Below are 22,879 nucleotides of genomic sequence, written 5' to 3'. Positions count from 1 at the left end.
ATAGTGGAGAACGGAAATGGAAAATGCAAAACAAAAAGCAAATGTTATTACTAAAAGGAGGTAATCATGAAACGATTGATAGCCATAAGAGATCCTAACACTGGAAATGCTGCAATAGGGCTTAATTATTCAGATCATGTCGATGCCCGTGTTCTGGTAGCAAACGTTGCGGAAGTTCATACTATCCCTGCCGGGGCGAATTATGTTCTGTTCTCTGCTACAGGGGATTTTTATGTGAGGCTTGGAGAGGCGGCGGCAATTCCAGCAACAGATGTTACTAATGGTTCGGGGAGTATTCTCAACCCACAGTTACGGTCGGTTGGTGCATTGACGACCATAGGAATCATTTCACCTACAACCTGCATCGTGACGATGGAATTTTACAGTTAAAGGAGGTATAAAATGGAATACGTAAAACGTAACCTTAGCTTGCGGGCGCCTGGGCCTATTGGTGTTGAAACTCCAGATGCGGGGGCATTTACAACCCTCAAGGTTGCAACATTTCGTCCCATGATAAATTCAGGGACATCGCAGCGACGTAAATACATTGAAAACAGTGATGGAGTGGGGTCGAGTATAAATCCTTTTAATATTCCTCAACAATCTGCTGAAATTGTTGGCACACGTACAAGTGCTACCGTTTTTACTCAAACAGAAGGCACATGGACCGTGTCTGCTCTTGTTGGTCAATATGCTTTTAGTTATGCTGCTGGAACTCCCGATTCAGGGATTTGGCTGCCTATTGTAGCCAATGATGCGACTACTCTCACGATTACAGGAGCACTCCATGCTACTGGGACAGCCGTAAAAACTTGCCCTTTTAAGTCTGTCTATGCCACTTATGCCCATGGGCAGGGAGTTACTGCTTTCATTGGAGGTGTCTTTGATGGAGAGTCTATCTGGTTAGTTCCTTATAGTAGTTCAAACTTGGCAAAGGTTAATCCTGCAACAGGAGGCATGACAACATATGCCCATGGGCAAGGAGCTAGTGCTTTTTTTGGAGGTGTCTTTGATGGAGAGTCTATCTGGTTAGTTCCTAATGGTAGTTCAAACTTGGTAAAGGTTAATCCTGCAACGGGAGGTATGACCACATACGCTCATGGGCAAGGAGCTAGTGCTTTTTATGGAGGTGTTTTTGACGGAGAGTCTGTCTGGTTAGTTCCTCTTTGTAGTTCAAACTTGGTAAAGGTTAATCCTCCTCATGGTGGATATAAATCTACATTAACTGCAGCATTAACAACTCTCACGTTTACTGCTCCAGGAACACCAGATTATGCTATTGCTGACTTGGTAGCAGGTGGTTATGGTTTTGTTGCAAAAGACGAGGGAAATACAGTGTTATCAGTTATCGCTAACTTACAAACTCGTATTTTAGCGTTAGAAAGACGTTTAATGAAATGAAGTGAAAGGAGAATTAAAATTATGATAAATAAATCGGCTATTTTAGCATGGAAATTTCCCGTAATGAATGGCATTGTTACGGAAAACGAAGTCATTATGAAATGGGAAATTCCCGAACATCCTGAATTGCCTACAGATGAAGAAATAGAAATATGGAGACTTGAGTATGAGAAGGCAGCAATTTATTTTTCACTTCCTGGATAGATGAGAATAATACAAAACGGAGATATAACTATTTGCAAGGTTCCTGCAAAGGATACTGATGATTTTACTATTAAGGTAATTCCAAGGGTAGAGGCGAAGTGAACAAGGGACGCCTGAACAGAAACTAAATTTTAAAGGTGAATAAATGGCAAGCCTTGAAGGGTTAGTTGTGGAAAAATATACAGGAGGCCCTACAACGCCAAGAAAGGCGCTTATGCACGTTTTAAGGGCTAATATGTGGGAAGAATGGGATGGCAGGTCGCTTATTGATTTGACTGCCGATATTGAAATCACAGGAACACCAGTGTTGAACAGGGGATTTACTCCTTCAAATGCAGGAAACAATATTGTTGTTGATGTAGGAGCTGCACAGCGCATCAAGGTTTATAAGGCCCTTTTATCTTCCTCTGCCGATATTACGGGAGAGGTATATCTATCCGTTGGAACTACTAAAATTGGCAGTGTAAGAAATCCGTTGTCGGGGGCGCAATATGTATTGCTTTCTTGTTTTCCTGATTTTGAATATGGAGCTTTGGGCGAGGACTTGATATTGAATTTACCATCCGCTGTCGGGGTTTCTTTGAATGTTTCCTATGAGGTGGCATAATGAAAGGCAAAGTTGTAATAAGAATTACCGGTTCTGATAAGAAGTCGCACAACAAAACAGTGACAGAAACGGTTGGACAGGTTGAACAATCTATGTGGCGAAAAATCAAGAATTTAACAAGCAGGTGCGTGTCGTTTTGTAAAAATCAAATAAAAAGTTGATGGAAGGTAGAAGATGGCAGCTTATAACAAATTTAATGTTTTTGTCGAAGATTTAACCAACAAACTCCATGATATTTTTGGGACGGGCGCTGGCGCTGATTCCCTGCGCATCCTTCTGACAAACACCTCCCCAAATGTCGCTGATACCGTTGTGGATACTGTTGATACCCCCTGCACCATTGAGGCGACATCTATGGCTGTTGAGCTTGCTGCGGGCAACGGATATACGAAGAAAGGGGAGCTTGTTACAAATAATGGGACACGCTCTGCCGGTACTATGACATTATCAGGGACGAAGGTTGTATGGACATGTGCCACAGCAGCGATGGGGCCCTTCCGTTATGTTGCACTGTATAATGATGCTGCTGGGGCAGCAGCGACCAGGCCAGTTATTGCATGGTGGGATTATGGCTCAGCATTGACGCTTCAGGTAGGAGAAACCTTTAGCTGTAAATTCAATAATTCGGATACAGTAGGAACCATTCTTGCCATTGCATAAGGAGGCGATCATGAAGGAGTGTTGTCAGAAGATAGAGAACCGTGAACCGCAGCCAAGCGATAAACCCGATCTTACAATTTTCAAATGCAAGTTTTGTGGGTGTAGGCATTTTGAGCTTTCGGTCGATCCCGGGAATCTTGGGATTAAAGGAGTGAAAATTTAATGGCTATAAAACATCAATCAGTTGGGACAGAACTAACACAAGCAGAATTTGAGGATGCAACTTTACACATAGGTGGAGAGGAAACTCTTATTACCACGGCGGATGTAAGCGAATCGGCGGCCGTCTTTGCGAGTATTACTGAATTATCCTTCAACATGCTTGCCAACAAGACCTATATCATCGAGGCATGGCTGATATTCCAGAGCGCCGGTACTGCGGCAGGAATAGCCTTTGGCTGTAGTGGGCCTGCTGCACCAGTAGCAGTGGGGATAGTGGCTCATATCCCGATTGCTTTTACACTCTATGCAAGTTGTTGCACGCTTTGCAATAATACATATGATACTGGCACGCCTTCTGTTTCAGTAGGCGCTGCCAACACGAACTATCCCTCCAAGCTGGATATAATTGTTCAGAACGGGGCTAATGCAGGGGCATTTATTCTCAGGTTCAAAACTGAAGTGTCGGGCACTGCTGTAACAGTCAAGGCGGGAAGTGTTATGAGGTATAAGCGGGTGAATTAAATGCCCTTTCCATACACATTTCCATTTAATTTTGAGGGAGAAGCAGCAGCTTATTCAATAAATGCTGAACCAAGCTCTTATTCTATATCGGGCATAGCGGCGGGAACATTAGCAAATAGACTTTTATTCGCAAGTCCAGGCAATTACGCAATTGCTGGTATTGATGCGATACTTTCGGCGGGGCGATCAATAAATTCTGAAACAGGAAATTATGGAATTACAGGATCGTATTCAGCGTTGATCGTGGATCGAATAATAAATGCTGAACTAGGCGATTATATAACCACTGGCTTTGCCGCTGACTTGATTAAATCTTCAGCAACAAAAAAGATTTTTCAGTGTGTGGATGAATTTTAAAAAAGGAAATTAAATCATATTAGAGGTGAAAAAATGAAAACAGAAGATAGTTTAAGACTTAAAGCGGAATGGACAATAGATAAGTTCAAGGCTACAGATAAAAAGTAGAAAGCGATATGTCAATAAAATTCAGCAATTTCTCTTTTGGAATTATAGGCGCCGGAGGCATAACTTCCGCGCAGGGTGAGAACACAACATTTACGGTGACGCCTGATTCTACCAGTGGTTACTTGCCTGCAACTGGCGAATTCATAATAATTATTTATCTTTCAACCAGCGATGCCCCGCATATGTCCTCTGCAAGAGAGGGAATACGCATTAAGTCTCGTTCCGTTAATACTCTTACCATAAAAACGAGAAATGTCGCTGGCGGCGGAGGACAGCAAGCATGGGATGCGGGAAGTAAATATCTTCTTTCGATAACGGCTGAAAATGTAGAAAGTTTTCTCGATTTTCTTGGTTGCCAAGTTTTTTCATAGGAGGTGCAAATGGCATCTTTTCTTAAAAGAAAGTCATCAAACAGCATAGATGGAAAATCAATCAAAGTTGCAGCTACTGCAACGCCAGGAACTCTTATCCACACTGCGGTTGCAGGAACAACACTTGGGACTTTTGATGAGATATGGCTCTGGGCTTACAATGGACATACATCCGATGGTGAACTTTCTATTGAAGAAGGTAGTGGAGATAGTTTACCAATGAAGGTAACTATTCCATGTAAAGTTGGTTGGATTCCTATTGAACCAGGTTTTATTCTCCAGAATGCAGTAGAAATAAGGGCATTTGCTCAAGTAACTAATGTCATAAAAATAAGGGCTTTTGTTAATACTATTACGGATTAGTTATTATGGATAGTTATCTTTTGTTCGCCCGCAGAAATAGATTCTGGAGATGGGGCCACTCTTTAGCAAGGGAATGGATGTGGATGAGAAAAATTCTTATCACATTGACTGTTCCTGCTATTCCAACGATTTCTGTGAGCACCGCCGTAATTGCGGAAGCGCCGGTATCTCAAACAATTGAATTATCAGTTCCTGCCGTTCCTTCGATTGCTGTAAGCACCGCCGTCGCTACTTTTTCGGATGCAGGGACGTGCACCATGACCATTGCGTCTCCCTGCGTGGTGACAAAAGCGGCACATGGATTGGCCGCGAATCATGAGATATTTTTTAACACCACCGGTGCCTTGCCGACGGGGATTGTAAGATATACACACTATTATGTGAAAGACCCATTAGAGAACACCTATAATGTATCAGCAACCCCTGGAGGCGCTGCTATAAATACATCCGGCTCACAGTCAGGAACGCATAGTCTCTGGACTAAAGATTAGGAGGTAAAAATGCTAAATCCAATCGAAGAAGCAAGATTTGTAGAGTTAAAAAACATATGTCTTGAACTTAAAGTCCAACCGCCACCCGAAGTTTTTATCCACCTTCAGGTGCATGATAAAAATGGAGTGCTGACTTTTGATGATGTCCAGAGGGGGCATAGTTGGACGAGGAATTTCTATAATCTTTTATTAGGCACTGCGTCCAATGTCGGAGGTGATGGCACAGGCACTTTTGGTGTAGGTAAAATGTCGGGTAAAAAAACAAGCGGTGCGATTACGAGTCTTACGACGAGAACTCCGATTGCACTCAGCGGCCTTATTTTAGGCAGCGGTTTTGCAAACAACGGAATAACCAATACATATGGTATAGTAGTTGGAACTGTAGATACAGCCTTCAACGCTAACCAATTTGCTCTTGCAGTAATCATACCTGCTGGAACTGCCGCCGGAAATTTTTCGTATGTTGCTATGGCTATACCAACACAAAATTATAATTCAGAAACAAAAATATGGAAGGGAACGCTTGGAAGATTTTTTAACAATAATTCAGGAGGTCTTATCACCGTAAAAGAAATTGGACTTTATTGGTACGGTTACATGTTCAATGGCTCGGGCGATTTTATGATGGAGCGTTCCGTCCTCTCTCCTGTCGTTGATGTGGTTAGCGGTGCGCAGTTGACGGTAACTTATGAAATTAGCGGGGACTTCTCGGCGATAGATTAAGGGAGCGCGAAAGAATGTATGATGGCATTCTAATAACGATTGCCTTTGCAATTGGGATGTATGTCTTTGGGATAAGGGGATTCTGAAGGGGAAGAAATACCGATGTTAGGCAGGATTATAGTGGGAAGCTTTCCGCTGGGAAGCTTTATACCATATCGGCAGATAAGGGGAGAATTGGTCAATTTACGGTCGGGGATAATCAGGATAGTTAGATTACAGTCAGAACTAACTAAACAGGTGGAGCTAAAATCCAGCATAATTAAACAGAAGCTTTGAAAAAAATGTTAGGTAACGATATAATAGGAAGCATATCATCAGGAAGTTTTAATTTATGGTGGAAAATAAAGGAGTTGTCGTCCTTTATCTTTTTAATGCTTTTTAAGTCAGGAATAACTAAACAGGTGGAGTTAAAATCCAGTATAATTAGACAGAAACCTTGAAAAAAATGTTAGGTAACGATATAATAGGAAGCATATCATCAGGAAGTTTTAATTTATGGTGGAAGATAAAAGAGTTAAGTTCTTTTATCTTTACGGTATTTTTTAAGTCTAAACTGAGAAAATGAGGACTATAACGTGCCGCGGGTTTATAAAGACGACGAGTGGACAATACTTGTAATAGACATGCAAGAAGATATTTCTTCTGCGACAGATATTGCCTTAAAAGTTAGAAAACCAGACCAGACCTTAACAGAATGGGTTCCCGACATTTATGGCTCTAATTATTTGAGATATTTTGTTAATGAAGGGGACTTATCGCAGGCAGGAGAGTACCGAATCCAGCCAATACTAACTATTGGCGGAGAGACAGGTCGTGGAGAGACCATCGTGCTAACCGTTTACGAAATATTCACGTAAGGAGGCAATGGGGTTTGGATATTGAAAAGAGAAAGGCATACAATAAGGCTTATTATCAAACACACGCTGAAGAAATAAAAATACAGCATCAAAAGCACGCTGAAGAAATAAAGGCATATCAAAGAGATTACCGTTTAACACACCGCGAGGAAGGGAAAATATATGGCAGAAACCATCGGTTAGCACACTACAAAGCAATGAAGATATACTGCCAATCTTTAAAGGGGAAAGAAACGAAAAGAAAATCTAAGGCTAAACGTAAACAATTTGGATTCACCCCTTTGAATAATTATTTTGAAGGAGCGCATGGGCATCATATAGATAAAGAACATGTTATCTATGTTCCTAAAACATTGCATAATGATATTTATCATAGTATTTTGAAAAATATAAATATGGAGCTAATAAATACAATAGCTTATGAATTTTTAAATAATAAGGAGGAAGTATGTTCAAACTTTCGAACTTTTGTTTCGGTACAATAGGTGCTGGGGGCGTAACCTCTGCACAGGGAGAGGATACTACTTTTGCCATAGTCCCCAATGGTTCCAGCGGCGTCTTGCCCACAGCAAACTTTATAATAGTGGTTTTTCCTTCAACCGTTGTAGCCCCTCACATGAGTTCTGCAAGGGAAGGGATAAACATTAAGTCTCGCACTGGCAATACCCTTACGATTAAGGCAAGAAATGCTATTGGCGATGGGGCGCAGCAAGTATGGGTTGAGGGGGATAAATATATTCTCGCCATATTTACTGAGGTGTTGGAGGAGATAGAGGGAGTAGTGGAGGAGTTGCATAAGATAATCCGTTCCCCCCGCACAACCAATACTATTCTCACCAAAGACGACAGAAAGACCCTTATAGACATCACCGGCGGCACGTTTACGCAGACGTTCACGGCGGCGGCCACTCTCGGTTCCGGCTGGTATTGCTATTATCGAAACTCAGGAACGGGAGAGGTCACATTAGACCCCAATGCCGCGGAGACGATAGATGGAGCGACTACATCCGTTGTGTATCCAGGCGAGGCTCGGTTAATTCAATGCAATGGAACAGCTTTATTTTCAGTAGTCTTATCAGTGCGTCCATTCACATCCTCTTTAATCGTCAGTAACTGGACTATCCGCACATCAGCGGCAGATAATAGCTGGTACTCAGTTTGCTGGAGTCCTGGATTAGCTGTGTTTTGTGCGGTAGCAAATTCAGGCACGGGCAATAGGGTAATGACCAGCCCTGATGGCATTACGTGGACAATTCGCACATCAGCGGCAGATAATAGCTGGTTTTCAGTTTGCTGGAGTCCTGGATTAGCTTTGTTTTGTGCGGTAGCTTATACAGGCACGGGCAATAGGGTAATGACCAGCCCCGATGGGATTACGTGGACTATCCGCACATCAGCGGCAGATAATAGCTGGTTTTCAGTTTGCTGGAGTCCTGGATTAGCTTTGTTTTGTGCGGTAGCAATTTCAGGCACGGGCAATCGAGTCATGACTTCACTATTTTCAGGAATGAAGGAGTAGAAAAATGAAAATTGTATTTAATGGCGCAGTTGATGGGCACGATACATTAACGGGAGAGTTCTTTATTTGTGAAAATACAGGAGAAAAGATTTTCCATTTTTTATCACAAACAGAGAATCTTGAAGAATTAAAAATGACATTTGAAAAATATTTAAGAGAGCAGGAAGCAAAAGCGAACGAGAAACAAGCCGAAAAAAATAAAATACAAACTGTCATTGATTCTCTAATACCTGAAGGATTATGAAGCTCAGGCGATAGACGAACGGGCGAAATTAGAAAAGTGATACTCCGTCAGCTAAACAGACGGCTTATAACTATCTGGACAGGTTTTTTCTAATGTTTTAGCTTTAGGAGATAATTTATTTATGCCGAATGAATTTGAAGTTTTAACACAAAAAGTGGATGCTGGATTCGAGAGGCTTGGAAACAAAATTGAAGATTTGCGCCAGGATTTCGGCAACCATAAATTGCCATGCCTTGAAAAATTTGCGGATTACGAAAAGCGATTTGCAGTTATAGCAGCTGTCAATTGTGCTGAGAGCAAACAGGAAGAGAAAAAACGAGACTGGGGAAAATGGTTTATAAGATTGATCTTGGCTTTAATAGCTACCGGTGTGGTGGGTCTGTGGTTTCGATAAAAGGAGGAAAAATGAATGAGTACAGCAGTTGACTATACAGTGCCAATTCCAATTGGTTATGGACGTTTTTTATGGGTTCCTGTGTGCCGCTGTGGAGTCGCAGAGAGGGATACAGGAGGAAGTTGGTGGTGTCCCTATCATAAAAGAATTTGGGGACATATTCCTGTGCTACAACCTAAAGAGACGGTGGTTAAGTAGGAGGTAAAACATGCGCTTTTTCCAGATTTACGAGATTATTGATAGGGATACTTATTACAAATACAGTGAAAGGGAAACAATCCAAGAAGCGTGGAAACTGTTCACGCCCGATCTGCTTTATTCTTTGGATGGCCTGCGAGACTTCTTGGGAAGCCCTATTTCGGTTAATAACTGGTGGGGGAACACTTCTACCTATGCACGTCAGTATTGCGGTTATAGACCTCCTGAATGCACTGTGGGGGCACAGTTTAGCCAGCATAGAATGGGCAATGCTGCTGATTGCCATATTAAGGGCGCAGATTATGATAAAATGCGACTCCATATTATGGAAAACAAAGACGATGAACGGCTCATAAAGATTATGCGAATAGAAGCAACTGTCCCTTGGCTGCATATTGACATGGGTAAGATACCAAAGGGACGAAACAGAATTTACTTATTCAGGGCATAATAATGAAAGAGATAAAATTAACACAGAATAGAACGGTTCTAATTGATGATGAAAATTATGATTACATATCACAGTTCAAATGGCATCCAAGGCAATGCGCCAGAACTTGTTATGCTATTCGTCATGTTAGAATCAATGGGCATAGAACTACCATAGCCATGCATCAAGAATTATTGAATACACCCTGCAATATGATGTCAGACCACATAGATGGGAATGGATTAAACAACCAAAAAAAGAATTTAAGGATATGCAGCATCCACCAAAACGCATTTAACAGAAAGGTTCCCTTAACGTCTAGGTCTGGTTACAAAGGAGTTTGTTGGCATAAATTAGCTAAAAAATGGATTGCACAGATTAAACATAATTATAGAATGAGACACTTAGGTTATCATTCATCAAGAGAATTGGCAGCAATGGCATATAACAATGCAGCGGTAGAGTTATTCGGAGAATTTGCAAGACTAAATGACGTGAGTCTGTAAGCCAACAAAAAACAGGATAAGAATTTTCAATCCATAGGATACGTGAATGTGAAAGCATTGTTGGAAGTTATTGTAGCAATTATTTGGTTTCTACTCACTTTTCCGGTTGCGTTATTTGTCAGACTAGTACGTGGCAAGTGGCCAGGATGGTTTCTTAACGCTCTTTATGGAGGGGAGGTGTAAAATGGCAGAAGTAGCTAAACATTTTTGGGCTTCAAAAAGTATCTGGGTACAACTATTGGGATTGATCGGGATGATTCTTATTGCTACTGGAATAGTGGGTTCAGCGCAGTGGGCGCTCTATTGTGGTATTTTGACACAAGTGTTGGGAATTATTGTCAGGTTTGTGACTAAGGGGGAAGTAACCTGGTAATTTTTCTCTTGCTTGGGGAGGGCGGCAGCTCCCTCCTTTCTCTGCCGCCCTCTTTTCCACAGTTTTTGGTGAAAATCACAGGCAATATGTGTTTTTCCCCAGTTTTTTCCACGGTTTTTTCCCAATAATTTCGCAGCATTAAAGTCAAATAATCATAAGTAAGTGATTTTCCTTCTGTTATTTGCAATAAAAACGAAAATGCAAGTAGCTAATATTATTGAATACGGTTTTTTGGGCATAGAAAATGCACTATGTTGGGATAACGGATAAAAAAGGTGAAGTTATGATAAAAAAACCGTATTTCAGAGTAACGAAGTGGTTGCCTTCCGAGGAAGACTGTTTACCTCATTTTAATTTCTTGAAAGGTAAAGGTTTTAACTGCTGGATAGGATTTCAAAAGCGAAGTTCTTCAAAAAAACCTCTAAACTATTCTGTCTGGCGTGAAGGCATAGAAGCACTTCAAGGAAGTCGCGCCAAGACCGAGAAATTCAAGGGAGATATAATATGCGCGTCGTGAGATGCAAAAAATGCCTTGAACCCTGTGTTATAAAAATCAACGGCAAAGGCATGAAATCTCTCTGCTGCGATGTCTCGCTCTTCATTCAGGACGAGCCGCTCGGGTCGGAAGAACGTTATACAATGCCAAATTGGAGACGTAAACTTCACGAGGATGCATTGAGAAAAGAGATTGAAGAGATGAGAGATGAAAAAACTAAATCCCTTAACAAAATCACAGGAGAAGTTAAGGAATGGTGCGCGAAACATATAATGAAAAAACCTTAGAAAAGATAGGCAAAAGGCTTGCGATAATCGTTCTCTTTATTGCCTGGCTGATGATTTGTTGGCTGCTTTTCAAGGTCTTCACAACAGATCCGGAAGACCGTCCGCCCCGTGTTCTGTCTGAATATCAAAAAGTTAAAATAGAAAAACACTGTCAGGACCGCAAAATCAGACTGGAAGTCATCGAGATAGAAACAGATGGTCGCATGACCTATCTTTTGAATGGCCAAAGGTGTGAGATAAAATAGAAATCGAAGGAAAGGAGAACAGGATGATACCCGAAAGGACGCGTAATAGTATCCGGCGCTATGTCGTAGACAAAGTACCCCCTAGACATTTCGTGACGGCGGTGCTGGAAAATAATCTCTTTGAAGCTTTTGGGAGAGGGGACGAGGAGAATCTCGATGCGCTTAAAGAGATTGTAATATATATTTATAACGAGATTCCTTCTGGGTGTTGGGGATCGCCGAGAAAGGTTAAAGCATGGTTGGGAAGTTAAGAGCCGAATGATTGATGTATCTACAAAAAAGAAACACTGGCCTATATGGACAGTAACTTACAATATCTCATCTCCCAATAATGCTTACACTGGGAAAGGTTGGGAGTTTTTTGATGATGAGAATTCCGCAGAGAATTGTTATAGAAAGCAAATAGCAAGAGGCAATGTACCTACTACAAAGAGGCTATTCCATCAAAACGATAGCCAGTACATGAATCTATGTAATCTGGACGATCCGGCCATGAACGCGCCTGTGGCCGAGCCGTATGATTACTTTGAACTTGCCAGCCGTTTGGTAAGGGCGCACGTAAGGGAGGTATAACGATGGAAAGAAGTTTATTGGTTATAGATGACAAATTATTTGAAACGATTGCGGTTACAGATGCAATCATCGCTCAAATGGCGGAGCAGTATTTATCATTAAAGATTAACGGGATTGAAGACAAAGACGGATTCAAAAAAGTTCACGATGCCAGAATGGTAGTCAAAGGGACGCGGGTGAAGGTCGAGAACAAGCGGAAGGAGCTGAAAGGTGACGCATTACGTTACGGCCAAGCCATTGATGAGGAGGCAAACCGGATCAAGGGGCTGCTTTTACCAATTGAAGACCACCTGGTAACTGAAGAACAGGCCATTATCGATGCCTTAGAAGCCATTACAAAGGAAAAGGAACGGCAAGAGGAATTGCGTATCCAGGTGCGCCGTGATCGACTTGCTGCCCTCGGCATTGCGTTTAATGGGCAGGTCTGGATATGTGATATGCCACACTCCGGCATTAAGGCATTGCCTGATGTCATGGTGCGGTCTTTGACAGACTCGCAATTTGAAGAGCAAATATTCTTATTTAATAGAATAATTGCCAAAGAAAAGCGCTTTGCAGATGAAGAAGAAGTCAAGCGCAAAGAGGAAACCGAATGCTTGGCCAAGATAGCCGTCGAACAAGAGGCCGAACGGCAGCGCCTTGCGGAGGTCGCCCGGAAACAGGAAGAGGAATCCAACTATCTCAAGGCCGAACAAAAGAAAATCGAGGATGCGAGGCAGAAAATCCTTGATGATGCCATACACGCCCAAGAACTTGAGAAAGCCCGTAAGGAAGGCGCAGAGAAAGCCCTGAAAGATGCGGAAGAATTTGCAAGACAGAATGCCCTGAAATTGGCGGAGGCCGACCGGCTCGCCAAGATCGTGGCGGAAAAAAAAGAAGCCTGGCGCCCTGATAAAGAACGTCTTCTCACCTTTGCAAAAACGGAATACTTCTTCCCGGATATGAAAACGGCGGAAGGGAAAGCAATCATTTCAACCTTTAAAATTGGAATTACTGGATTGATTGAAACATTACGCAAAGCAGCGGAGGCACTATGAACCTATGCGACAATGGACATGACGAAATTTGTTACACCAGCCGTAAATGTCCGGTGTGTGAGATTATAAAAGAAAAAGACGAGATAATTGAGGAATTAGATGGGATTGTTTATGATTTGAAAGAACAGTTAGGGGAGGCAACACAATGACCGAAGAGATAGAACGCTACGAAGCAGATGATATGGTAACGGGGCCACGGCCAGACAATTCACCGGCTTCGTTAATGGCCGTGGCTTTATCAAAAGGCATGGATTTAGACAAGCTCGAAAAGTTTATGATTTTACAGGAACGCTATGAGGCCACTCAAGCACGGAAGAGTTATACGGTCGGCATGGCGAAATTTAAAAAGAACCCCCCGGAAATCGAAAAGGACAGACACGTTGAATTCAAAACAACGACTGGAAAAACGGAGTATAGCCATGCCACCTTGGGCAATGTGACAACAAAGATCAATTCTGCTTTGAGTAAACACGGACTTTCAGCGGCATGGATAACCGAACAGAGTGACAAAGGCGTAACCGTCACGTGTAAAATCACTCATGTCCTGGGGCATTCTGAGTCAACCGCGCTTACTGCCCCTCTCGACACTTCGGGGGGAAAAAACGCAATTCAGGCTCTGGGATCAACGCTTTCATATCTTGAACGGTATACTATCCTCGCGCTGACAGGACTCGCCACACACGATATGGACGACAATGGACAGAAAGCGGTTGAATATGTAACCGAGCAACAGATTTCAACCATTACTGACTATCTTAATAACACGCCCAATTCCAGCGAAAAAATGTTTCTGAAATATATGGAATGCGAATCCATTGGAAAGATTGAGTCCAAAGATTATAATAAGGCTTTGGCCTCTTTGAAGGCAAAAGAAAAGCAGGAGAAGGAAAAGGCAAGTGCCAAATGAGTTTAATAATTGATTCTTTTAACCAACGTTCAGAAGAATGGTACTTGGCCCGGGCCGGCAATCCTGGATCCTCATCTATTTCCAAGATTATCACAAATTCGGGGGAAATATCCAAGCAGAGGATCGATTACCTTTACCAACTGGCCGGAGAATCAATCACAGGCTATTGTGAGGAGTCTTTTCAGTCCCAGGCTATGCTGGATGGCATCGAACGAGAAAACACCTCCAGAAGCCTTTTCACGATGATTTACGGGGTAGAAGTACGGCAGGTCGGGATCGTTTACAAGGATGAATGGAAACTGTACCATTGTTCGCCCGATGGCCTTGTAGGAGAAAATGCTATACTTGAACTGAAAAATCCGATGTTAAAAACTCATGTGAAATACCTTTTCGATGGAAAGCTCCCGTCTGATTACTTCGGGCAGTGCCAGATGTCCCTTTACGTTACAGAGCGGGAACTTTGCTATTTCATGAGTTCCTATGCTGGTTTACCACCTTTAATTTTAGAGATAAAAAGGGATGAACCCTTTATCAGCAAGCTGGCAAAAGCCCTTGATGACTTCGCGGCAGAACTTATCCTGATGGTTCGAAAACTGGAGGCTTTGAAATGACCCCCTATTACGATCATGCCGGAATCCTGATCTATCACAGTGATTGCCGTGAAGTTCTGCCGTATCTTGAGCCGGTTGTTGTGTGGAGATTATCATGTTAGTCAAAGTTCTCTGTCAAGCAAAGAATTGTGTTTACTATGTTTTCAAAGAAGATGAAAGAGAAGCATATCAACATCAATGTGGCAACGATGAAATTGAAATTGACATAAATTCCTCTGGTCGAACAGAATGCTTTAATTATGAAAAAATTAACACATAACACATAATATGCGTAACACATTAGGCAAGGCTATGAATCCTCTCTTCTGCGGAAAGGTTGAAAAGGGAAAACTGATTCTTGAAGCTCCTAATCGCTTCCGGGTCCATCTGTCAAAGTATGAAGGGCAATACGTAGAGGTTTTGTTACGGAAGAAGAAAAGCCAGCGAAGTATCCAGCAGAACCGGGCCTATTTTGGTATCGCTGTGGATATCCTTTGTGAGCATACCGGATTCAGCCGGGATGAAATGCACGACGCCCTGAAACAGAAATTTGCCAGCCGGGTAGATGATAAAACAGGGCTAACAATTATTGAAAGTACGGCGGATATGGACACGGTGAGATTCAATAAATATTACGAACAAATTCAACAATGGTCCGCCGAATTTCTTAATGTTTATATTCCATCACCTAGCGAACCGCCGATGTTTGAATTATAGAGAGGGAGATGAGAATGGATAAATTATTAGTTACGAACGTGAGAAAGGAAGCTAAGTATGAACCCAAAGTATGTTTGCGATTTAAAACATAGCTACGAACTGTTTGCCGTAGGATGGTCGAAGGAGACTAAACTCTGGTGGATTTATAGCAAACGTAAGTACAAGTGGGAATTAAGATCGAAAACGTTAGATATGGTAAACCGTCCTGAGCGGTGGAGTATTTTTTCCGCTCCCCTCACTGATGAGTTGCTGGAGGAGTTGCCGGCCGGTACAATGCTACAAAAACATAAGGGAATGATTGAGGTAGGGTTGGGGATATTACTGACTCCAGGAATATATGATGAATCCCTTCCCAACGCTCTGGCAGATCTCTGGTGTTGGTGGAAAGAGAGGGAGGAAGGTACTAAAAAAGAAACATGGAATGCTTTTGTTGAGCAGAGATAACCCGTGCCGAGAGTGATCGGGAAACCATAGCCCGATCCCGGCGTCGGATTGATTGATTGGTTATATCAATAATTATAAGGAGGAGAAAATTATGGTAGGACAAAGAGAAGGGGGAACACACTATGATCGTTACGATCAATCATATTCTCAATGGTCAAGTGAAAGAAATTCTAACATCATAAACGATCGGCAAGCAGAGGAAGCAAAACATATTCAGGGCGAATATGTTGTCCTAACGACAACAGCAGAATCGGGTTATATTGGACATTCAAATCCAATGAGCTATGAGGATGCCTATTGGGAAAAGAGAAATCATGATAAAAGTCAAACTCATAACAATCCTTTTCCATCTACTAAAGTAATTATTGAATGGAAGGGAGAAAGGAAAACAAAAAACAAAGTGAAAAAATTATTTGAATGGATGAAGGGAAGAACCTTTTTGGCGGAGAAACGCAGTAATTGAGGACGAGTGGCGGGTTGATTGACTGGATATTTGATATGGTGAATTTATGTTTTGTACAAACTGCTTCCAAGATGAATATCGGACGACTGCCATTTCCAGGGATGTCATTATAAACGAGAGAAAACAGACCATTGGCGATTTGGAATGCGAAAAGTGCCCGAGTTGCGGGGATATTGTTTTTACCCATCCACAGAGCCTTGCCCTGGACAAGAAAAGGAATTTATAGGAGATGAAATTATGATTCAGAGATATATCATTCAAGCACGGGTTCAACTGCAGGGAGGACAGATATGAATGAAAAATCACAGGACGGAATTTCTCGTCCGCTGGATAAGTTTGTTAAGCGGGCAATTAAATATCTTGGCTGCAACACTGCTCGGATTTTAGCACCATGTAACCAGCTTTTCCTAATCATCGGTTTTAACCGAAACACGAAAACGGACGATAAACCGGGACAATGGGTGAAAAACGGTAAGCCGATTGATTTTGATTATATTGAGGAGCACGTTATCGCCAGCGGCAAGGACTCAAAAGAACTATGGGAATCGGTGAAATCTTACCGGAAAATGCAAAGAGAAACATATAATGGGAAAAAACCCGGCCTTCCTTTTTTATCCATCTGATTGGCAACGAGATTTGGATGAGCATTCACTTGAAATTGAAGGTGCATGGATTAGAATATGTTGCCGTCTTTGGTGGGCACCCCAAAGAGGCAGGTTGACATTAACACAAGAGCGTTGGGCTACTATTTTACGGACAGATATTGATGCTGCAAATCGTATTATTGATTGTCTATTAAATGAAAAAATTGCGAGTGGACAGCGTGACTATCACGGTTATGTAACGCTATGGTCACGGCGTATAATAAAAGATGAGAAAGAAAGGGAATTTAATAGGTTAAGACAACAAAGATTTAGGATAAAAGAGAAGCGTAACGCAAACATAACACCACATATAACGGAACCGTCACAAGACGTTTCAGTTTCAGTTTCAGTTTCAGATACAAATAAAAAGAAAATATATAAAAGAAAAAATGTTGTTTTTGTGTGTCCATCTCTTAATGAAATAATGCAATATTGTAAAGAAAGGGGGAATAATATAGACCCTGAAGAATGGATGGCTTTTTATGAGTCTAATGGCTGGATGGTGGGTAAGAATAATATGAAAAACTGGAAAGCCGCTATTGTAACCTGGGAAAAAAGAAAGAAGGGTGATGTTTATGGAAGAGGAAAAGGCTTGGGAGGATATAGGATACCGGAATATAGAGAAGAGCGTCCTATTACAACCGATGCCGAACGTGAGCGAGGAAAAGAGATACTCGCGGAGATCCGGCAAAGAATTGAAAAAGATACTTCTTGAAATGGATGGGCATATTTATCTCTATGATCCTGATATTGCCGATAAACTTGTGAAAGACAAAAGAGCAGAATATATTGATTAGTCAAAAAAAGAGGGAATATGAAAAAAACATTTGAGGACATGAACCGGGAACACGAAAGAATGGAAGACAAAGACATGATGACTGGTTGGACCAGCAGGATTATTCTGATTGGTTTAGGAAGTTAGAGGATGACATGGAAGAAGATTAACGTTTTGATGCTGGGATTAAAGGAGGGTAAAATAATGGATATATCAGAAGGTAGATTTTGGGATTTGCCACTTGGCCTCATTGATGGTTGCACTCCTTGTAGTATAGGATGTGACCATTGCTGGTCGGCGGTGATGACGAACCGGTTTGGAGTTAAAGGATTAACCTATTGCGATAAAGGAAAACCATGTTTTACTGGGGAAATCATCACTAATCCCAAGCGTCTCGATATTATCCTGACGCGCCGGAAACCGACCGTGTATGCGGTTTGGAATGATTTTTTTCATGCCGAAGTTATGCAGAATTTTAGACGAGAAGTATATGACGTAATAGAGAAGTGTCAGCAGCATACCTTTTTGATTTTAACAAAACGCGCCGGAATAGCCAGTGAGAGGGCAGAGGAATTGCCTAATGTCTGGCATGGCCTCACTATCTGTAACCAGCAGGAAGCGGATGAGAAAATTCCTATTTTCCTCCAGGTGCCAGGAAAGAAGTTTTTGAGTATTGAGCCAATGTTGGGGTCAATTGATTTCAAGAGAGAATGTTATTGTCCTTTACCATCATCTATCAAAATCGAATGGCATCTTATCGGGTGCCCTGCGGATAATAAATGGGGGATTGACGCCGTCATCCTCGGCGGTGAAACATGTGGTGATCGTCCGGGCAGACCGATGAAAATAGAATGGGCTGAAAGTATTGCTGATCAATGCTTGGCGGCAAGTGTCTCATTATTTGTCAAGCAATTACACATCAACGGAAAATTAAGTAAAGATATAGTAGAATGGCCAGAGAAACTTCAAAGGAGGGATTTGCCATGGTAAGCTTTAACGAATTAAACCGTCGCTATGAGCGGATGATGGATAAAATATGGGACGATGTACGGGATGAAAGAGAATATAATGATTGGATAAAGGAATTAGAAGAAGAGATGGAAGATGAAAACACATGAACTGAAAATTTTAGCTGAGTTTTTTGAGCCGGTCCGGAATGGGGAAAAAACATTTGAACTCAGGAAAGACGATAGAGCATTCCGTGTTGGCGATGTGCTTATATTGCGTGAGTGGGATCCCCGAACCAAGGAATACACTGGACGTGAACTGCGGAAGCATGTAACTTATTTATTGGGTGGTATAGGACTTGAACCGAATTATGTATGTATGGCATTTGGCAAGGCAATTGCGGGGAATGTTTAGATGAAAAGGAGGATAAAATAATGGACAATATTGAGGCAATGCTCAAAACAATGGATGCGGTTTGTGAAACAATGGATCGGCCAAAGAAAGGTGAAACCGCAAAACAAGAAGCAAAGAGATTACTAATGTATTTATTTAGGATTCCTGCACGGGTGCCGGAAGATTATATCGCCGACACAATTGACAAATTTGTGGATTTGATTATACAGGCCGTTTTGGAAGAAATAGAACACGGGAGAAAGGAACCGCAAATTGGTTTTGTGATAATGCCTGGCGTTTGTGGCTCGGATACAGGAAAGGGGCAACCAATTACAAGAACAACCGGTGGATTGTGAACAAAAAAGTGAGAAAACCAAGAATGTGTAAAAATTGCCTTCGCGAAAAAATTATCAGAAGCCGTGGATTGTGTGGGGGGTGTTGTTCTGCAGAAGATCGGGAATACCTTGGATACAAAAAACAAGGTCTGGCTGCATTCAAGTTTAGAATTTGGAAGAAAGCTCTTGATCGTGAGGATCGAGAGGAAGGAGGGCAAGGGAAAAAAGCTTTAACGGTTCAGGATTTCTATCGGGCAAGGCTAATAAAGGAAGAAATGAGAGAAAAGTACGGGGAGTTTTTTAGATGATGGCCGAATTAATTTAGTTGGGGGAAGAGTGATGATGATTATCGGTATTGATCCAGGTCAAGATGGGGGAATTGCATTTATCGGGTCTAAAGTTACGGCATATAAAATGCCAGGTACAGAACGAGACATTTACGATTTACTTGCGGAATGGCCTGCTGGGGAAGCAACATTATCTACTATTGCTTTCGTCTTCTTAGAAAAAGTCCATACCATGAAAGGGCAAGGAATTGCTTCATCTGGTAAATTTATGCAGGGCTATGGCTTCCTTAGAGGGGTCGTTACCGCGTTAAGATATCCATTACATGACGTTACACCTCAAAGATGGCAAAGGGCGTTAGGGTGCCTCACAGGCGGAAATAAGAATATTAGCAAACAGAAGGCTCAACAACTTTTTCCGCATCTCAAGATTACACATAATGTTGCCGATGCTTTGCTAATTGTTTATTATGGCAAGCTGTTTATAGAAGGGAATATAAAAAAGGAGGGATAAACAATGGAATGTCCTAATTGCGCAGGTTGTGGTTATGTTTACGGGCTAAAAGTGAAGATCCCATGTCCAATATGTAATGGAACTGGAAATTTACCCGCCGACATTGATTATTTACCAGAAAGAGGGCGGACGCTGAAAGAAAGCAGGTTGTCACAGGAGACGACCTTCATATCTACCACATTAAGAAATTACTGCAAGGATCACAGCATAGATGCAACTGAAAGAAGTCGGCAGGAAAGGGGATTTTTCGAGAAGGGAAGATAAGGCTTAAGATGAGATCGTTGATTCCTGGCCTTCCTGGGGAGCCGTTTTTCAGCACCACAGGTAAATTACTATCATATTAGTAATAATTCCGTCATGGCGGACCAGAAAAGGGAAAGATTACCCCTTGTCTCTTATTGTGTTGCAGATTCCCCAGCCCCAAATAAACCCCAGTGCCAAGCCGCAAAAAAAGATTGCAAGGTTAATTATCACTTTCCCCTTCTCCTTTCTTCCGTCTCCGGCGAGTATGTCATTCATACCAAGTGACTAAAATATGATTATTTTCTGTATGCGGTCTATCTACGGCATCAGCAACAAGTACCTCAACCCTTCTATTTTCTATCTCCCAAACCGCGCGCGGGATATAAATTTTAATCCATCCCGATCCTGTTCCTATGCCATGCCGGACTTTTATTCGGTATGGCAAGTACTTTAAGGCCGCTTTAACTTTTCCGGTCTCCTCTTGTTTTCTTGTCATTTCTCAATCCTCCGTCTTTTCCAGCTTTGCAATTAACCGCTGTGCTTCAAGAGCTGTTCTACAATCCGCTATTATCATCCCTTTTGTCCCAATTTCAAATACCACCCAGTATCCCCGTATCCAGGATGTATGATGTTTTTGCCCAAACCAAGCGCCCTTAGGACACGATGATGATGCTGATCTTCTGAAAAGCGTAACGCCATTTATTGTTTTTGTTTTCATCTCTCAATCCTCCATGCTTTTGTCAGGTGTGCGCTTTTCTTGCCGTTAAATGGCACATCAAGCGCAACATAATACTTTTTCCGCTTTGCGACTGTTCCAGTGATAAGTTCCCCTCCGCAACCGGTCCAAGAGGCCACAAAGCAGGAAACTTTATCCCCTGCCCCGTATCCTGCCGCTTCTACCTGCTGGTTATATTCCAGGCAGGCTTTTTCCTTTTCCTCTTCCAAGTTAGTTGACATCAATAAGATACATCATGGTGCCATCATCTGTGGTTCTTGTTGAGCACAAAACCGTATAACCTAGGTCTCGTAATCGCTTAGCCTCTTTGTCCCTGGCGGCCTCCGCTTCTCGGTCGGTGGCATAGCCATGCCATTTTCCATATCCTTGTTGCATCATTTTCTCCTTTCTGCCGGTGTATCTCCCCGCCGGCAGGGCTGTGAAATTAAATCCGCGTTGTTTCAATGGCTTTGCGGATTTCTTCTGGTGCGTGCATTGTCCCACCTAGAGGATTGGTTTTGATATATCGCCCTTCTTCTCGGAGGGCAAACAATGCCGCTTCCTCCGGCGTGTCTCCGGCGTGGGCACCAGAGTATCCGCCGCCAAAGTGTCCTGTAACATCGGCATAATATCCGCCACCCCTTTTGTAGATGATAATGCTGCTTGGTTGCTTTTCCATTTCTTCTCCTTTTTCTCCGCGTGTCGGATGCGCGGCCCCCAAAGGTTATGCTGTGTAAAAATTAGATTCCCTCTCCTTCTCCCACTTCCTGCATTAGGGGCACTGCGTATGCCGCCGATACCTTGCGGGCCTCCACAATACTACTACACTTAATCCCTTTGCCATCAGCTCCCAATATATGATAAGTGGGAGCCGAATTCCGCGGTTTGCGAAAATCCTTTTGGCCACGGGCATATATATCACCAAGATTGATGCCATCAAGGATAAGCAATCCTTCGCCGCCGTTGCGGTAGTCGCCAATCCATTGCCCAAAAGTAAATTCACCGCCCGCTTTCTTAGTGCAGTCCACTTGGGCAATCCAAGGCCGCCCATATCGCCTCTCATTGTAACTGCTGGTTTCGTGCTCGATTCTCATTTTCTTATCTCCTTCAATAAAAAAACCGCCAGGGGGCAATCCCAATGATCTCTCATCGGGCCTGACGGTGTTATTATTGTCCTGGATTGCCCGCCAGTTCTTTACGGCACCATATCTCCGGCGCTCGCCAATAACAGTGCATTTTCTATGCCCAAAAAACCGTATCTAATAATATCAAGCACTTATATTTTTACAGTTAAGGTAAATAACAGTAGCAATATTAAGACGTTATGTTTTTACTCTACTAACTATATAATATATCTCAACAAAAAACTAACAAAAAACCGTGGAAAAAACACGGGAAGCTGTGAAAATCCCCAAAATAATGCTTGACATTCTTAAAACATAGACGTATAAAGCAAAGCATGAACCAAAACTCCAGGGAACGAAACTCTTTCATGCCGGTGCCCCCGCCGGACGGATCGTGCTGGGCAGGCCGAATAAGCCCCAGCCTAACCGAATAAAAAAATGCGCCGCACCTACAATGGCGGCGCGCAGCAAAAAAGGGATTGAGTATAAAATTACTTGGCGGACATACGGCGGATAAGCATTATTCCGGGGGCGTGAGAACTTACCGCCGTGTGTCCTCCCGAGCGTCAGCCGTATGGCTTGAGCGCCCCAACATATCTAATATAATCGAAAGACCCCAAAGGTCCCGAGGTCCAAAATGACCACCAAAAAAAAC

43 protein-coding genes are annotated in these 22,879 nt (G+C 42.4%); 37 read left to right on the top strand and 6 right to left on the bottom strand.

What is annotated here, in order from left to right:
• Positions 1-66: 66 nt before the first annotated feature.
• The 37 genes from Q8J68_RS14735 (at position 67) to Q8J68_RS14555 (ending at position 20,406) form a co-directional block, all read left to right on the top strand.
• A complete protein-coding gene (locus Q8J68_RS14735; protein WP_305312266.1) occupies positions 67-390 on the top strand; it encodes a hypothetical protein in 324 nt (107 codons plus the stop codon).
• Positions 391-402: 12 nt separating this feature from the next.
• Positions 403-1,401, top strand: a complete 999-nt coding sequence (locus tag Q8J68_RS14730) for a hypothetical protein (protein ID WP_305312265.1) — start codon at positions 403-405, stop codon at positions 1,399-1,401.
• 21 nt (positions 1,402-1,422) lie between these two features.
• On the top strand, positions 1,423-1,605 hold the full coding sequence (locus tag Q8J68_RS14725) for a hypothetical protein (protein ID WP_305312264.1): 183 nt from the start codon (positions 1,423-1,425) through the stop codon (positions 1,603-1,605).
• A 145-nt stretch (positions 1,606-1,750) separates the two neighbouring features.
• A complete protein-coding gene (locus Q8J68_RS14720; RefSeq protein ID WP_305312263.1) occupies positions 1,751-2,212 on the top strand; it encodes a hypothetical protein in 462 nt (153 codons plus the stop codon).
• A gap of 174 nt (positions 2,213-2,386) precedes the next feature.
• Positions 2,387-2,872 carry a hypothetical protein gene (locus Q8J68_RS14715; RefSeq protein WP_305312262.1) on the top strand — a complete coding sequence of 162 codons (486 nt, stop codon included), beginning with the start codon at positions 2,387-2,389 and terminating at the stop codon, positions 2,870-2,872.
• A 162-nt stretch (positions 2,873-3,034) separates the two neighbouring features.
• Complete coding sequence (locus tag Q8J68_RS14710; RefSeq protein ID WP_305312261.1) at positions 3,035-3,556, top strand: hypothetical protein; 522 nt, start codon at positions 3,035-3,037, stop codon at positions 3,554-3,556.
• Positions 3,557-3,913 (top strand): hypothetical protein, encoded by a 357-nt coding sequence (locus tag Q8J68_RS14705; RefSeq protein WP_305312260.1) that lies wholly within the window; start codon positions 3,557-3,559, stop codon positions 3,911-3,913.
• Between the two features lie 116 nt (positions 3,914-4,029).
• Positions 4,030-4,392 (top strand): hypothetical protein, encoded by a 363-nt coding sequence (locus tag Q8J68_RS14700; RefSeq protein WP_305312259.1) that lies wholly within the window; start codon positions 4,030-4,032, stop codon positions 4,390-4,392.
• Between the two features lie 9 nt (positions 4,393-4,401).
• Positions 4,402-4,755: a hypothetical protein gene (locus Q8J68_RS14695; RefSeq protein WP_305312258.1), complete on the top strand. Its 354-nt coding sequence runs from the start codon at positions 4,402-4,404 to the stop codon at positions 4,753-4,755.
• A 500-nt stretch (positions 4,756-5,255) separates the two neighbouring features.
• Positions 5,256-5,969, top strand: coding sequence for a hypothetical protein (locus tag Q8J68_RS14690; protein ID WP_305312257.1), 714 nt, complete (start codon positions 5,256-5,258; stop codon positions 5,967-5,969).
• A gap of 575 nt (positions 5,970-6,544) precedes the next feature.
• Positions 6,545-6,826: a hypothetical protein gene (locus Q8J68_RS14685; protein WP_305312256.1), complete on the top strand. Its 282-nt coding sequence runs from the start codon at positions 6,545-6,547 to the stop codon at positions 6,824-6,826.
• Between the two features lie 14 nt (positions 6,827-6,840).
• The gene (locus Q8J68_RS14680) at positions 6,841-7,311 is read left to right on the top strand and encodes a hypothetical protein (protein ID WP_305312255.1); all 471 of its coding nucleotides are present in this window, start codon (positions 6,841-6,843) and stop codon (positions 7,309-7,311) included.
• Positions 7,275-8,345, top strand: coding sequence for a hypothetical protein (locus tag Q8J68_RS14675; protein WP_305312254.1), 1,071 nt, complete (start codon positions 7,275-7,277; stop codon positions 8,343-8,345). The genes Q8J68_RS14680 and Q8J68_RS14675 overlap by 37 nt, the downstream gene beginning before the upstream one ends.
• A 4-nt stretch (positions 8,346-8,349) precedes the next feature.
• A complete protein-coding gene (locus Q8J68_RS14670) occupies positions 8,350-8,589 on the top strand; it encodes a hypothetical protein (protein WP_305312253.1) in 240 nt (79 codons plus the stop codon).
• Positions 8,590-8,710: 121 nt separating this feature from the next.
• Positions 8,711-8,983 (top strand): hypothetical protein, encoded by a 273-nt coding sequence (locus Q8J68_RS14665; RefSeq protein WP_305312252.1) that lies wholly within the window; start codon positions 8,711-8,713, stop codon positions 8,981-8,983.
• Positions 8,984-9,191: 208 nt separating this feature from the next.
• The gene (locus Q8J68_RS14660) at positions 9,192-9,632 is read left to right on the top strand and encodes a D-Ala-D-Ala carboxypeptidase family metallohydrolase (protein WP_305312251.1); all 441 of its coding nucleotides are present in this window, start codon (positions 9,192-9,194) and stop codon (positions 9,630-9,632) included.
• Between the two features lie 2 nt (positions 9,633-9,634).
• Entirely contained in the window at positions 9,635-10,117 is a 483-nt protein-coding gene (locus Q8J68_RS14655) for an AP2 domain-containing protein (RefSeq protein WP_305312250.1), read from the top strand.
• Between the two features lie 184 nt (positions 10,118-10,301).
• Complete coding sequence (locus tag Q8J68_RS14650) at positions 10,302-10,490, top strand: hypothetical protein (protein ID WP_305312249.1); 189 nt, start codon at positions 10,302-10,304, stop codon at positions 10,488-10,490.
• A 504-nt stretch (positions 10,491-10,994) separates the two neighbouring features.
• On the top strand, positions 10,995-11,273 hold the full coding sequence (locus Q8J68_RS14645; protein WP_305312248.1) for a hypothetical protein: 279 nt from the start codon (positions 10,995-10,997) through the stop codon (positions 11,271-11,273).
• Positions 11,240-11,518 carry a hypothetical protein gene (locus Q8J68_RS14640; protein ID WP_305312247.1) on the top strand — a complete coding sequence of 93 codons (279 nt, stop codon included), beginning with the start codon at positions 11,240-11,242 and terminating at the stop codon, positions 11,516-11,518. The genes Q8J68_RS14645 and Q8J68_RS14640 overlap by 34 nt, the downstream gene beginning before the upstream one ends.
• A gap of 258 nt (positions 11,519-11,776) precedes the next feature.
• The gene (locus Q8J68_RS14635) at positions 11,777-12,091 is read left to right on the top strand and encodes a hypothetical protein (RefSeq protein WP_305312246.1); all 315 of its coding nucleotides are present in this window, start codon (positions 11,777-11,779) and stop codon (positions 12,089-12,091) included.
• Between the two features lie 2 nt (positions 12,092-12,093).
• Complete coding sequence (locus tag Q8J68_RS14630) at positions 12,094-13,128, top strand: hypothetical protein (RefSeq protein WP_305312245.1); 1,035 nt, start codon at positions 12,094-12,096, stop codon at positions 13,126-13,128.
• The gene (locus Q8J68_RS14625; RefSeq protein WP_305312244.1) at positions 13,125-13,277 is read left to right on the top strand and encodes a hypothetical protein; all 153 of its coding nucleotides are present in this window, start codon (positions 13,125-13,127) and stop codon (positions 13,275-13,277) included. The genes Q8J68_RS14630 and Q8J68_RS14625 overlap by 4 nt, the downstream gene beginning before the upstream one ends.
• Positions 13,274-14,035 carry an ERF family protein gene (locus tag Q8J68_RS14620; protein WP_305312243.1) on the top strand — a complete coding sequence of 254 codons (762 nt, stop codon included), beginning with the start codon at positions 13,274-13,276 and terminating at the stop codon, positions 14,033-14,035. Before Q8J68_RS14625 ends, Q8J68_RS14620 begins: the two co-directional genes overlap by 4 nt.
• On the top strand, positions 14,032-14,646 hold the full coding sequence (locus Q8J68_RS14615; protein ID WP_305312242.1) for a lambda exonuclease family protein: 615 nt from the start codon (positions 14,032-14,034) through the stop codon (positions 14,644-14,646). The genes Q8J68_RS14620 and Q8J68_RS14615 overlap by 4 nt, the downstream gene beginning before the upstream one ends.
• A 267-nt stretch (positions 14,647-14,913) precedes the next feature.
• Positions 14,914-15,342, top strand: a complete 429-nt coding sequence (locus tag Q8J68_RS14610) for a hypothetical protein (protein ID WP_305312241.1) — start codon at positions 14,914-14,916, stop codon at positions 15,340-15,342.
• Positions 15,343-15,399: 57 nt separating this feature from the next.
• Positions 15,400-15,786 (top strand): hypothetical protein, encoded by a 387-nt coding sequence (locus Q8J68_RS14605; protein ID WP_305312240.1) that lies wholly within the window; start codon positions 15,400-15,402, stop codon positions 15,784-15,786.
• Positions 15,787-15,877: 91 nt separating this feature from the next.
• Positions 15,878-16,249, top strand: a complete 372-nt coding sequence (locus Q8J68_RS14600) for a hypothetical protein (RefSeq protein ID WP_305312239.1) — start codon at positions 15,878-15,880, stop codon at positions 16,247-16,249.
• 290 nt (positions 16,250-16,539) lie between these two features.
• Positions 16,540-16,872, top strand: coding sequence for a hypothetical protein (locus Q8J68_RS14595; RefSeq protein ID WP_305312238.1), 333 nt, complete (start codon positions 16,540-16,542; stop codon positions 16,870-16,872).
• The gene (locus tag Q8J68_RS14590; RefSeq protein WP_305312237.1) at positions 16,835-17,608 is read left to right on the top strand and encodes a hypothetical protein; all 774 of its coding nucleotides are present in this window, start codon (positions 16,835-16,837) and stop codon (positions 17,606-17,608) included. Before Q8J68_RS14595 ends, Q8J68_RS14590 begins: the two co-directional genes overlap by 38 nt.
• Positions 17,609-17,818: 210 nt before the next feature.
• On the top strand, positions 17,819-18,658 hold the full coding sequence (locus Q8J68_RS14585; RefSeq protein WP_305312236.1) for a DUF5131 family protein: 840 nt from the start codon (positions 17,819-17,821) through the stop codon (positions 18,656-18,658).
• Positions 18,652-18,786 carry a hypothetical protein gene (locus tag Q8J68_RS14580; protein ID WP_305312235.1) on the top strand — a complete coding sequence of 45 codons (135 nt, stop codon included), beginning with the start codon at positions 18,652-18,654 and terminating at the stop codon, positions 18,784-18,786. Before Q8J68_RS14585 ends, Q8J68_RS14580 begins: the two co-directional genes overlap by 7 nt.
• Positions 18,773-19,030 (top strand): ASCH/PUA domain-containing protein, encoded by a 258-nt coding sequence (locus Q8J68_RS14575; RefSeq protein ID WP_305312234.1) that lies wholly within the window; start codon positions 18,773-18,775, stop codon positions 19,028-19,030. Before Q8J68_RS14580 ends, Q8J68_RS14575 begins: the two co-directional genes overlap by 14 nt.
• A gap of 20 nt (positions 19,031-19,050) precedes the next feature.
• Entirely contained in the window at positions 19,051-19,365 is a 315-nt protein-coding gene (locus Q8J68_RS14570) for a hypothetical protein (RefSeq protein WP_305312233.1), read from the top strand.
• Entirely contained in the window at positions 19,362-19,652 is a 291-nt protein-coding gene (locus Q8J68_RS14565; RefSeq protein WP_305312232.1) for a hypothetical protein, read from the top strand. The genes Q8J68_RS14570 and Q8J68_RS14565 overlap by 4 nt, the downstream gene beginning before the upstream one ends.
• 31 nt (positions 19,653-19,683) lie before the next feature.
• Positions 19,684-20,142: a hypothetical protein gene (locus Q8J68_RS14560; protein WP_305312231.1), complete on the top strand. Its 459-nt coding sequence runs from the start codon at positions 19,684-19,686 to the stop codon at positions 20,140-20,142.
• 3 nt (positions 20,143-20,145) lie between these two features.
• Positions 20,146-20,406 (top strand): hypothetical protein, encoded by a 261-nt coding sequence (locus Q8J68_RS14555; RefSeq protein ID WP_305312230.1) that lies wholly within the window; start codon positions 20,146-20,148, stop codon positions 20,404-20,406.
• A 117-nt stretch (positions 20,407-20,523) separates the two neighbouring features.
• Here the strand turns inward: Q8J68_RS14555 and Q8J68_RS14550 are convergent, their stop codons facing one another.
• The 6 genes from Q8J68_RS14550 to Q8J68_RS14525 form a co-directional block, all read right to left on the bottom strand.
• Entirely contained in the window at positions 20,524-20,661 is a 138-nt protein-coding gene (locus Q8J68_RS14550) for a hypothetical protein (protein ID WP_305312229.1), read from the bottom strand.
• Entirely contained in the window at positions 20,654-20,881 is a 228-nt protein-coding gene (locus Q8J68_RS14545) for a hypothetical protein (protein WP_305312228.1), read from the bottom strand. The genes Q8J68_RS14550 and Q8J68_RS14545 overlap by 8 nt, the downstream gene beginning before the upstream one ends.
• A gap of 3 nt (positions 20,882-20,884) precedes the next feature.
• A complete protein-coding gene (locus Q8J68_RS14540; protein WP_305312227.1) occupies positions 20,885-21,103 on the bottom strand; it encodes a hypothetical protein in 219 nt (72 codons plus the stop codon).
• Positions 21,100-21,342, bottom strand: a complete 243-nt coding sequence (locus Q8J68_RS14535; RefSeq protein WP_305312226.1) for a hypothetical protein — start codon at positions 21,340-21,342, stop codon at positions 21,100-21,102. Before Q8J68_RS14535 ends, Q8J68_RS14540 begins: the two co-directional genes overlap by 4 nt.
• 203 nt (positions 21,343-21,545) lie before the next feature.
• Positions 21,546-21,779: a hypothetical protein gene (locus Q8J68_RS14530; protein WP_305312225.1), complete on the bottom strand. Its 234-nt coding sequence runs from the start codon at positions 21,777-21,779 to the stop codon at positions 21,546-21,548.
• A gap of 61 nt (positions 21,780-21,840) precedes the next feature.
• Positions 21,841-22,194 (bottom strand): hypothetical protein, encoded by a 354-nt coding sequence (locus Q8J68_RS14525; RefSeq protein ID WP_305312224.1) that lies wholly within the window; start codon positions 22,192-22,194, stop codon positions 21,841-21,843.
• Positions 22,195-22,879 lie beyond the last annotated feature (685 nt).

This window comes from Methanolobus sp. (assembly GCF_030682845.1).
Taxonomy (GTDB): domain Archaea; phylum Halobacteriota; class Methanosarcinia; order Methanosarcinales; family Methanosarcinaceae; genus Methanolobus.
Note: the sequence above shows the minus strand (reverse complement) of the source record. Positions and strands in the feature narration are given on the sequence as shown.

Coding starts and splice junctions, on each gene's coding strand:
- Q8J68_RS14735 (WP_305312266.1), top strand. CDS start 67: ATGAAACGATTGATAGCCATAAGAGATCCTAACACTGGAAATGCTGCA.
- Q8J68_RS14730 (WP_305312265.1), top strand. CDS start 403: ATGGAATACGTAAAACGTAACCTTAGCTTGCGGGCGCCTGGGCCTATT.
- Q8J68_RS14725 (WP_305312264.1), top strand. CDS start 1,423: ATGATAAATAAATCGGCTATTTTAGCATGGAAATTTCCCGTAATGAAT.
- Q8J68_RS14720 (WP_305312263.1), top strand. CDS start 1,751: ATGGCAAGCCTTGAAGGGTTAGTTGTGGAAAAATATACAGGAGGCCCT.
- Q8J68_RS14715 (WP_305312262.1), top strand. CDS start 2,387: ATGGCAGCTTATAACAAATTTAATGTTTTTGTCGAAGATTTAACCAAC.
- Q8J68_RS14710 (WP_305312261.1), top strand. CDS start 3,035: ATGGCTATAAAACATCAATCAGTTGGGACAGAACTAACACAAGCAGAA.
- Q8J68_RS14705 (WP_305312260.1), top strand. CDS start 3,557: ATGCCCTTTCCATACACATTTCCATTTAATTTTGAGGGAGAAGCAGCA.
- Q8J68_RS14700 (WP_305312259.1), top strand. CDS start 4,030: ATGTCAATAAAATTCAGCAATTTCTCTTTTGGAATTATAGGCGCCGGA.
- Q8J68_RS14695 (WP_305312258.1), top strand. CDS start 4,402: ATGGCATCTTTTCTTAAAAGAAAGTCATCAAACAGCATAGATGGAAAA.
- Q8J68_RS14690 (WP_305312257.1), top strand. CDS start 5,256: ATGCTAAATCCAATCGAAGAAGCAAGATTTGTAGAGTTAAAAAACATA.
- Q8J68_RS14675 (WP_305312254.1), top strand. CDS start 7,275: ATGTTCAAACTTTCGAACTTTTGTTTCGGTACAATAGGTGCTGGGGGC.
- Q8J68_RS14670 (WP_305312253.1), top strand. CDS start 8,350: ATGAAAATTGTATTTAATGGCGCAGTTGATGGGCACGATACATTAACG.
- Q8J68_RS14665 (WP_305312252.1), top strand. CDS start 8,711: ATGCCGAATGAATTTGAAGTTTTAACACAAAAAGTGGATGCTGGATTC.
- Q8J68_RS14660 (WP_305312251.1), top strand. CDS start 9,192: ATGCGCTTTTTCCAGATTTACGAGATTATTGATAGGGATACTTATTAC.
- Q8J68_RS14655 (WP_305312250.1), top strand. CDS start 9,635: ATGAAAGAGATAAAATTAACACAGAATAGAACGGTTCTAATTGATGAT.
- Q8J68_RS14650 (WP_305312249.1), top strand. CDS start 10,302: ATGGCAGAAGTAGCTAAACATTTTTGGGCTTCAAAAAGTATCTGGGTA.
- Q8J68_RS14645 (WP_305312248.1), top strand. CDS start 10,995: ATGCGCGTCGTGAGATGCAAAAAATGCCTTGAACCCTGTGTTATAAAA.
- Q8J68_RS14640 (WP_305312247.1), top strand. CDS start 11,240: ATGGTGCGCGAAACATATAATGAAAAAACCTTAGAAAAGATAGGCAAA.
- Q8J68_RS14635 (WP_305312246.1), top strand. CDS start 11,777: ATGATTGATGTATCTACAAAAAAGAAACACTGGCCTATATGGACAGTA.
- Q8J68_RS14630 (WP_305312245.1), top strand. CDS start 12,094: ATGGAAAGAAGTTTATTGGTTATAGATGACAAATTATTTGAAACGATT.
- Q8J68_RS14625 (WP_305312244.1), top strand. CDS start 13,125: ATGAACCTATGCGACAATGGACATGACGAAATTTGTTACACCAGCCGT.
- Q8J68_RS14620 (WP_305312243.1), top strand. CDS start 13,274: ATGACCGAAGAGATAGAACGCTACGAAGCAGATGATATGGTAACGGGG.
- Q8J68_RS14615 (WP_305312242.1), top strand. CDS start 14,032: ATGAGTTTAATAATTGATTCTTTTAACCAACGTTCAGAAGAATGGTAC.
- Q8J68_RS14610 (WP_305312241.1), top strand. CDS start 14,914: ATGCGTAACACATTAGGCAAGGCTATGAATCCTCTCTTCTGCGGAAAG.
- Q8J68_RS14605 (WP_305312240.1), top strand. CDS start 15,400: ATGAACCCAAAGTATGTTTGCGATTTAAAACATAGCTACGAACTGTTT.
- Q8J68_RS14600 (WP_305312239.1), top strand. CDS start 15,878: ATGGTAGGACAAAGAGAAGGGGGAACACACTATGATCGTTACGATCAA.
- Q8J68_RS14595 (WP_305312238.1), top strand. CDS start 16,540: ATGAATGAAAAATCACAGGACGGAATTTCTCGTCCGCTGGATAAGTTT.
- Q8J68_RS14590 (WP_305312237.1), top strand. CDS start 16,835: ATGGGAAAAAACCCGGCCTTCCTTTTTTATCCATCTGATTGGCAACGA.
- Q8J68_RS14585 (WP_305312236.1), top strand. CDS start 17,819: ATGACATGGAAGAAGATTAACGTTTTGATGCTGGGATTAAAGGAGGGT.
- Q8J68_RS14580 (WP_305312235.1), top strand. CDS start 18,652: ATGGTAAGCTTTAACGAATTAAACCGTCGCTATGAGCGGATGATGGAT.
- Q8J68_RS14575 (WP_305312234.1), top strand. CDS start 18,773: ATGAAAACACATGAACTGAAAATTTTAGCTGAGTTTTTTGAGCCGGTC.
- Q8J68_RS14570 (WP_305312233.1), top strand. CDS start 19,051: ATGGACAATATTGAGGCAATGCTCAAAACAATGGATGCGGTTTGTGAA.
- Q8J68_RS14560 (WP_305312231.1), top strand. CDS start 19,684: ATGATGATTATCGGTATTGATCCAGGTCAAGATGGGGGAATTGCATTT.
- Q8J68_RS14555 (WP_305312230.1), top strand. CDS start 20,146: ATGGAATGTCCTAATTGCGCAGGTTGTGGTTATGTTTACGGGCTAAAA.
- Q8J68_RS14550 (WP_305312229.1), bottom strand. CDS start 20,661: ATGAATGACATACTCGCCGGAGACGGAAGAAAGGAGAAGGGGAAAGTG.
- Q8J68_RS14545 (WP_305312228.1), bottom strand. CDS start 20,881: ATGACAAGAAAACAAGAGGAGACCGGAAAAGTTAAAGCGGCCTTAAAG.
- Q8J68_RS14540 (WP_305312227.1), bottom strand. CDS start 21,103: ATGAAAACAAAAACAATAAATGGCGTTACGCTTTTCAGAAGATCAGCA.
- Q8J68_RS14535 (WP_305312226.1), bottom strand. CDS start 21,342: ATGTCAACTAACTTGGAAGAGGAAAAGGAAAAAGCCTGCCTGGAATAT.
- Q8J68_RS14530 (WP_305312225.1), bottom strand. CDS start 21,779: ATGGAAAAGCAACCAAGCAGCATTATCATCTACAAAAGGGGTGGCGGA.
- Q8J68_RS14525 (WP_305312224.1), bottom strand. CDS start 22,194: ATGAGAATCGAGCACGAAACCAGCAGTTACAATGAGAGGCGATATGGG.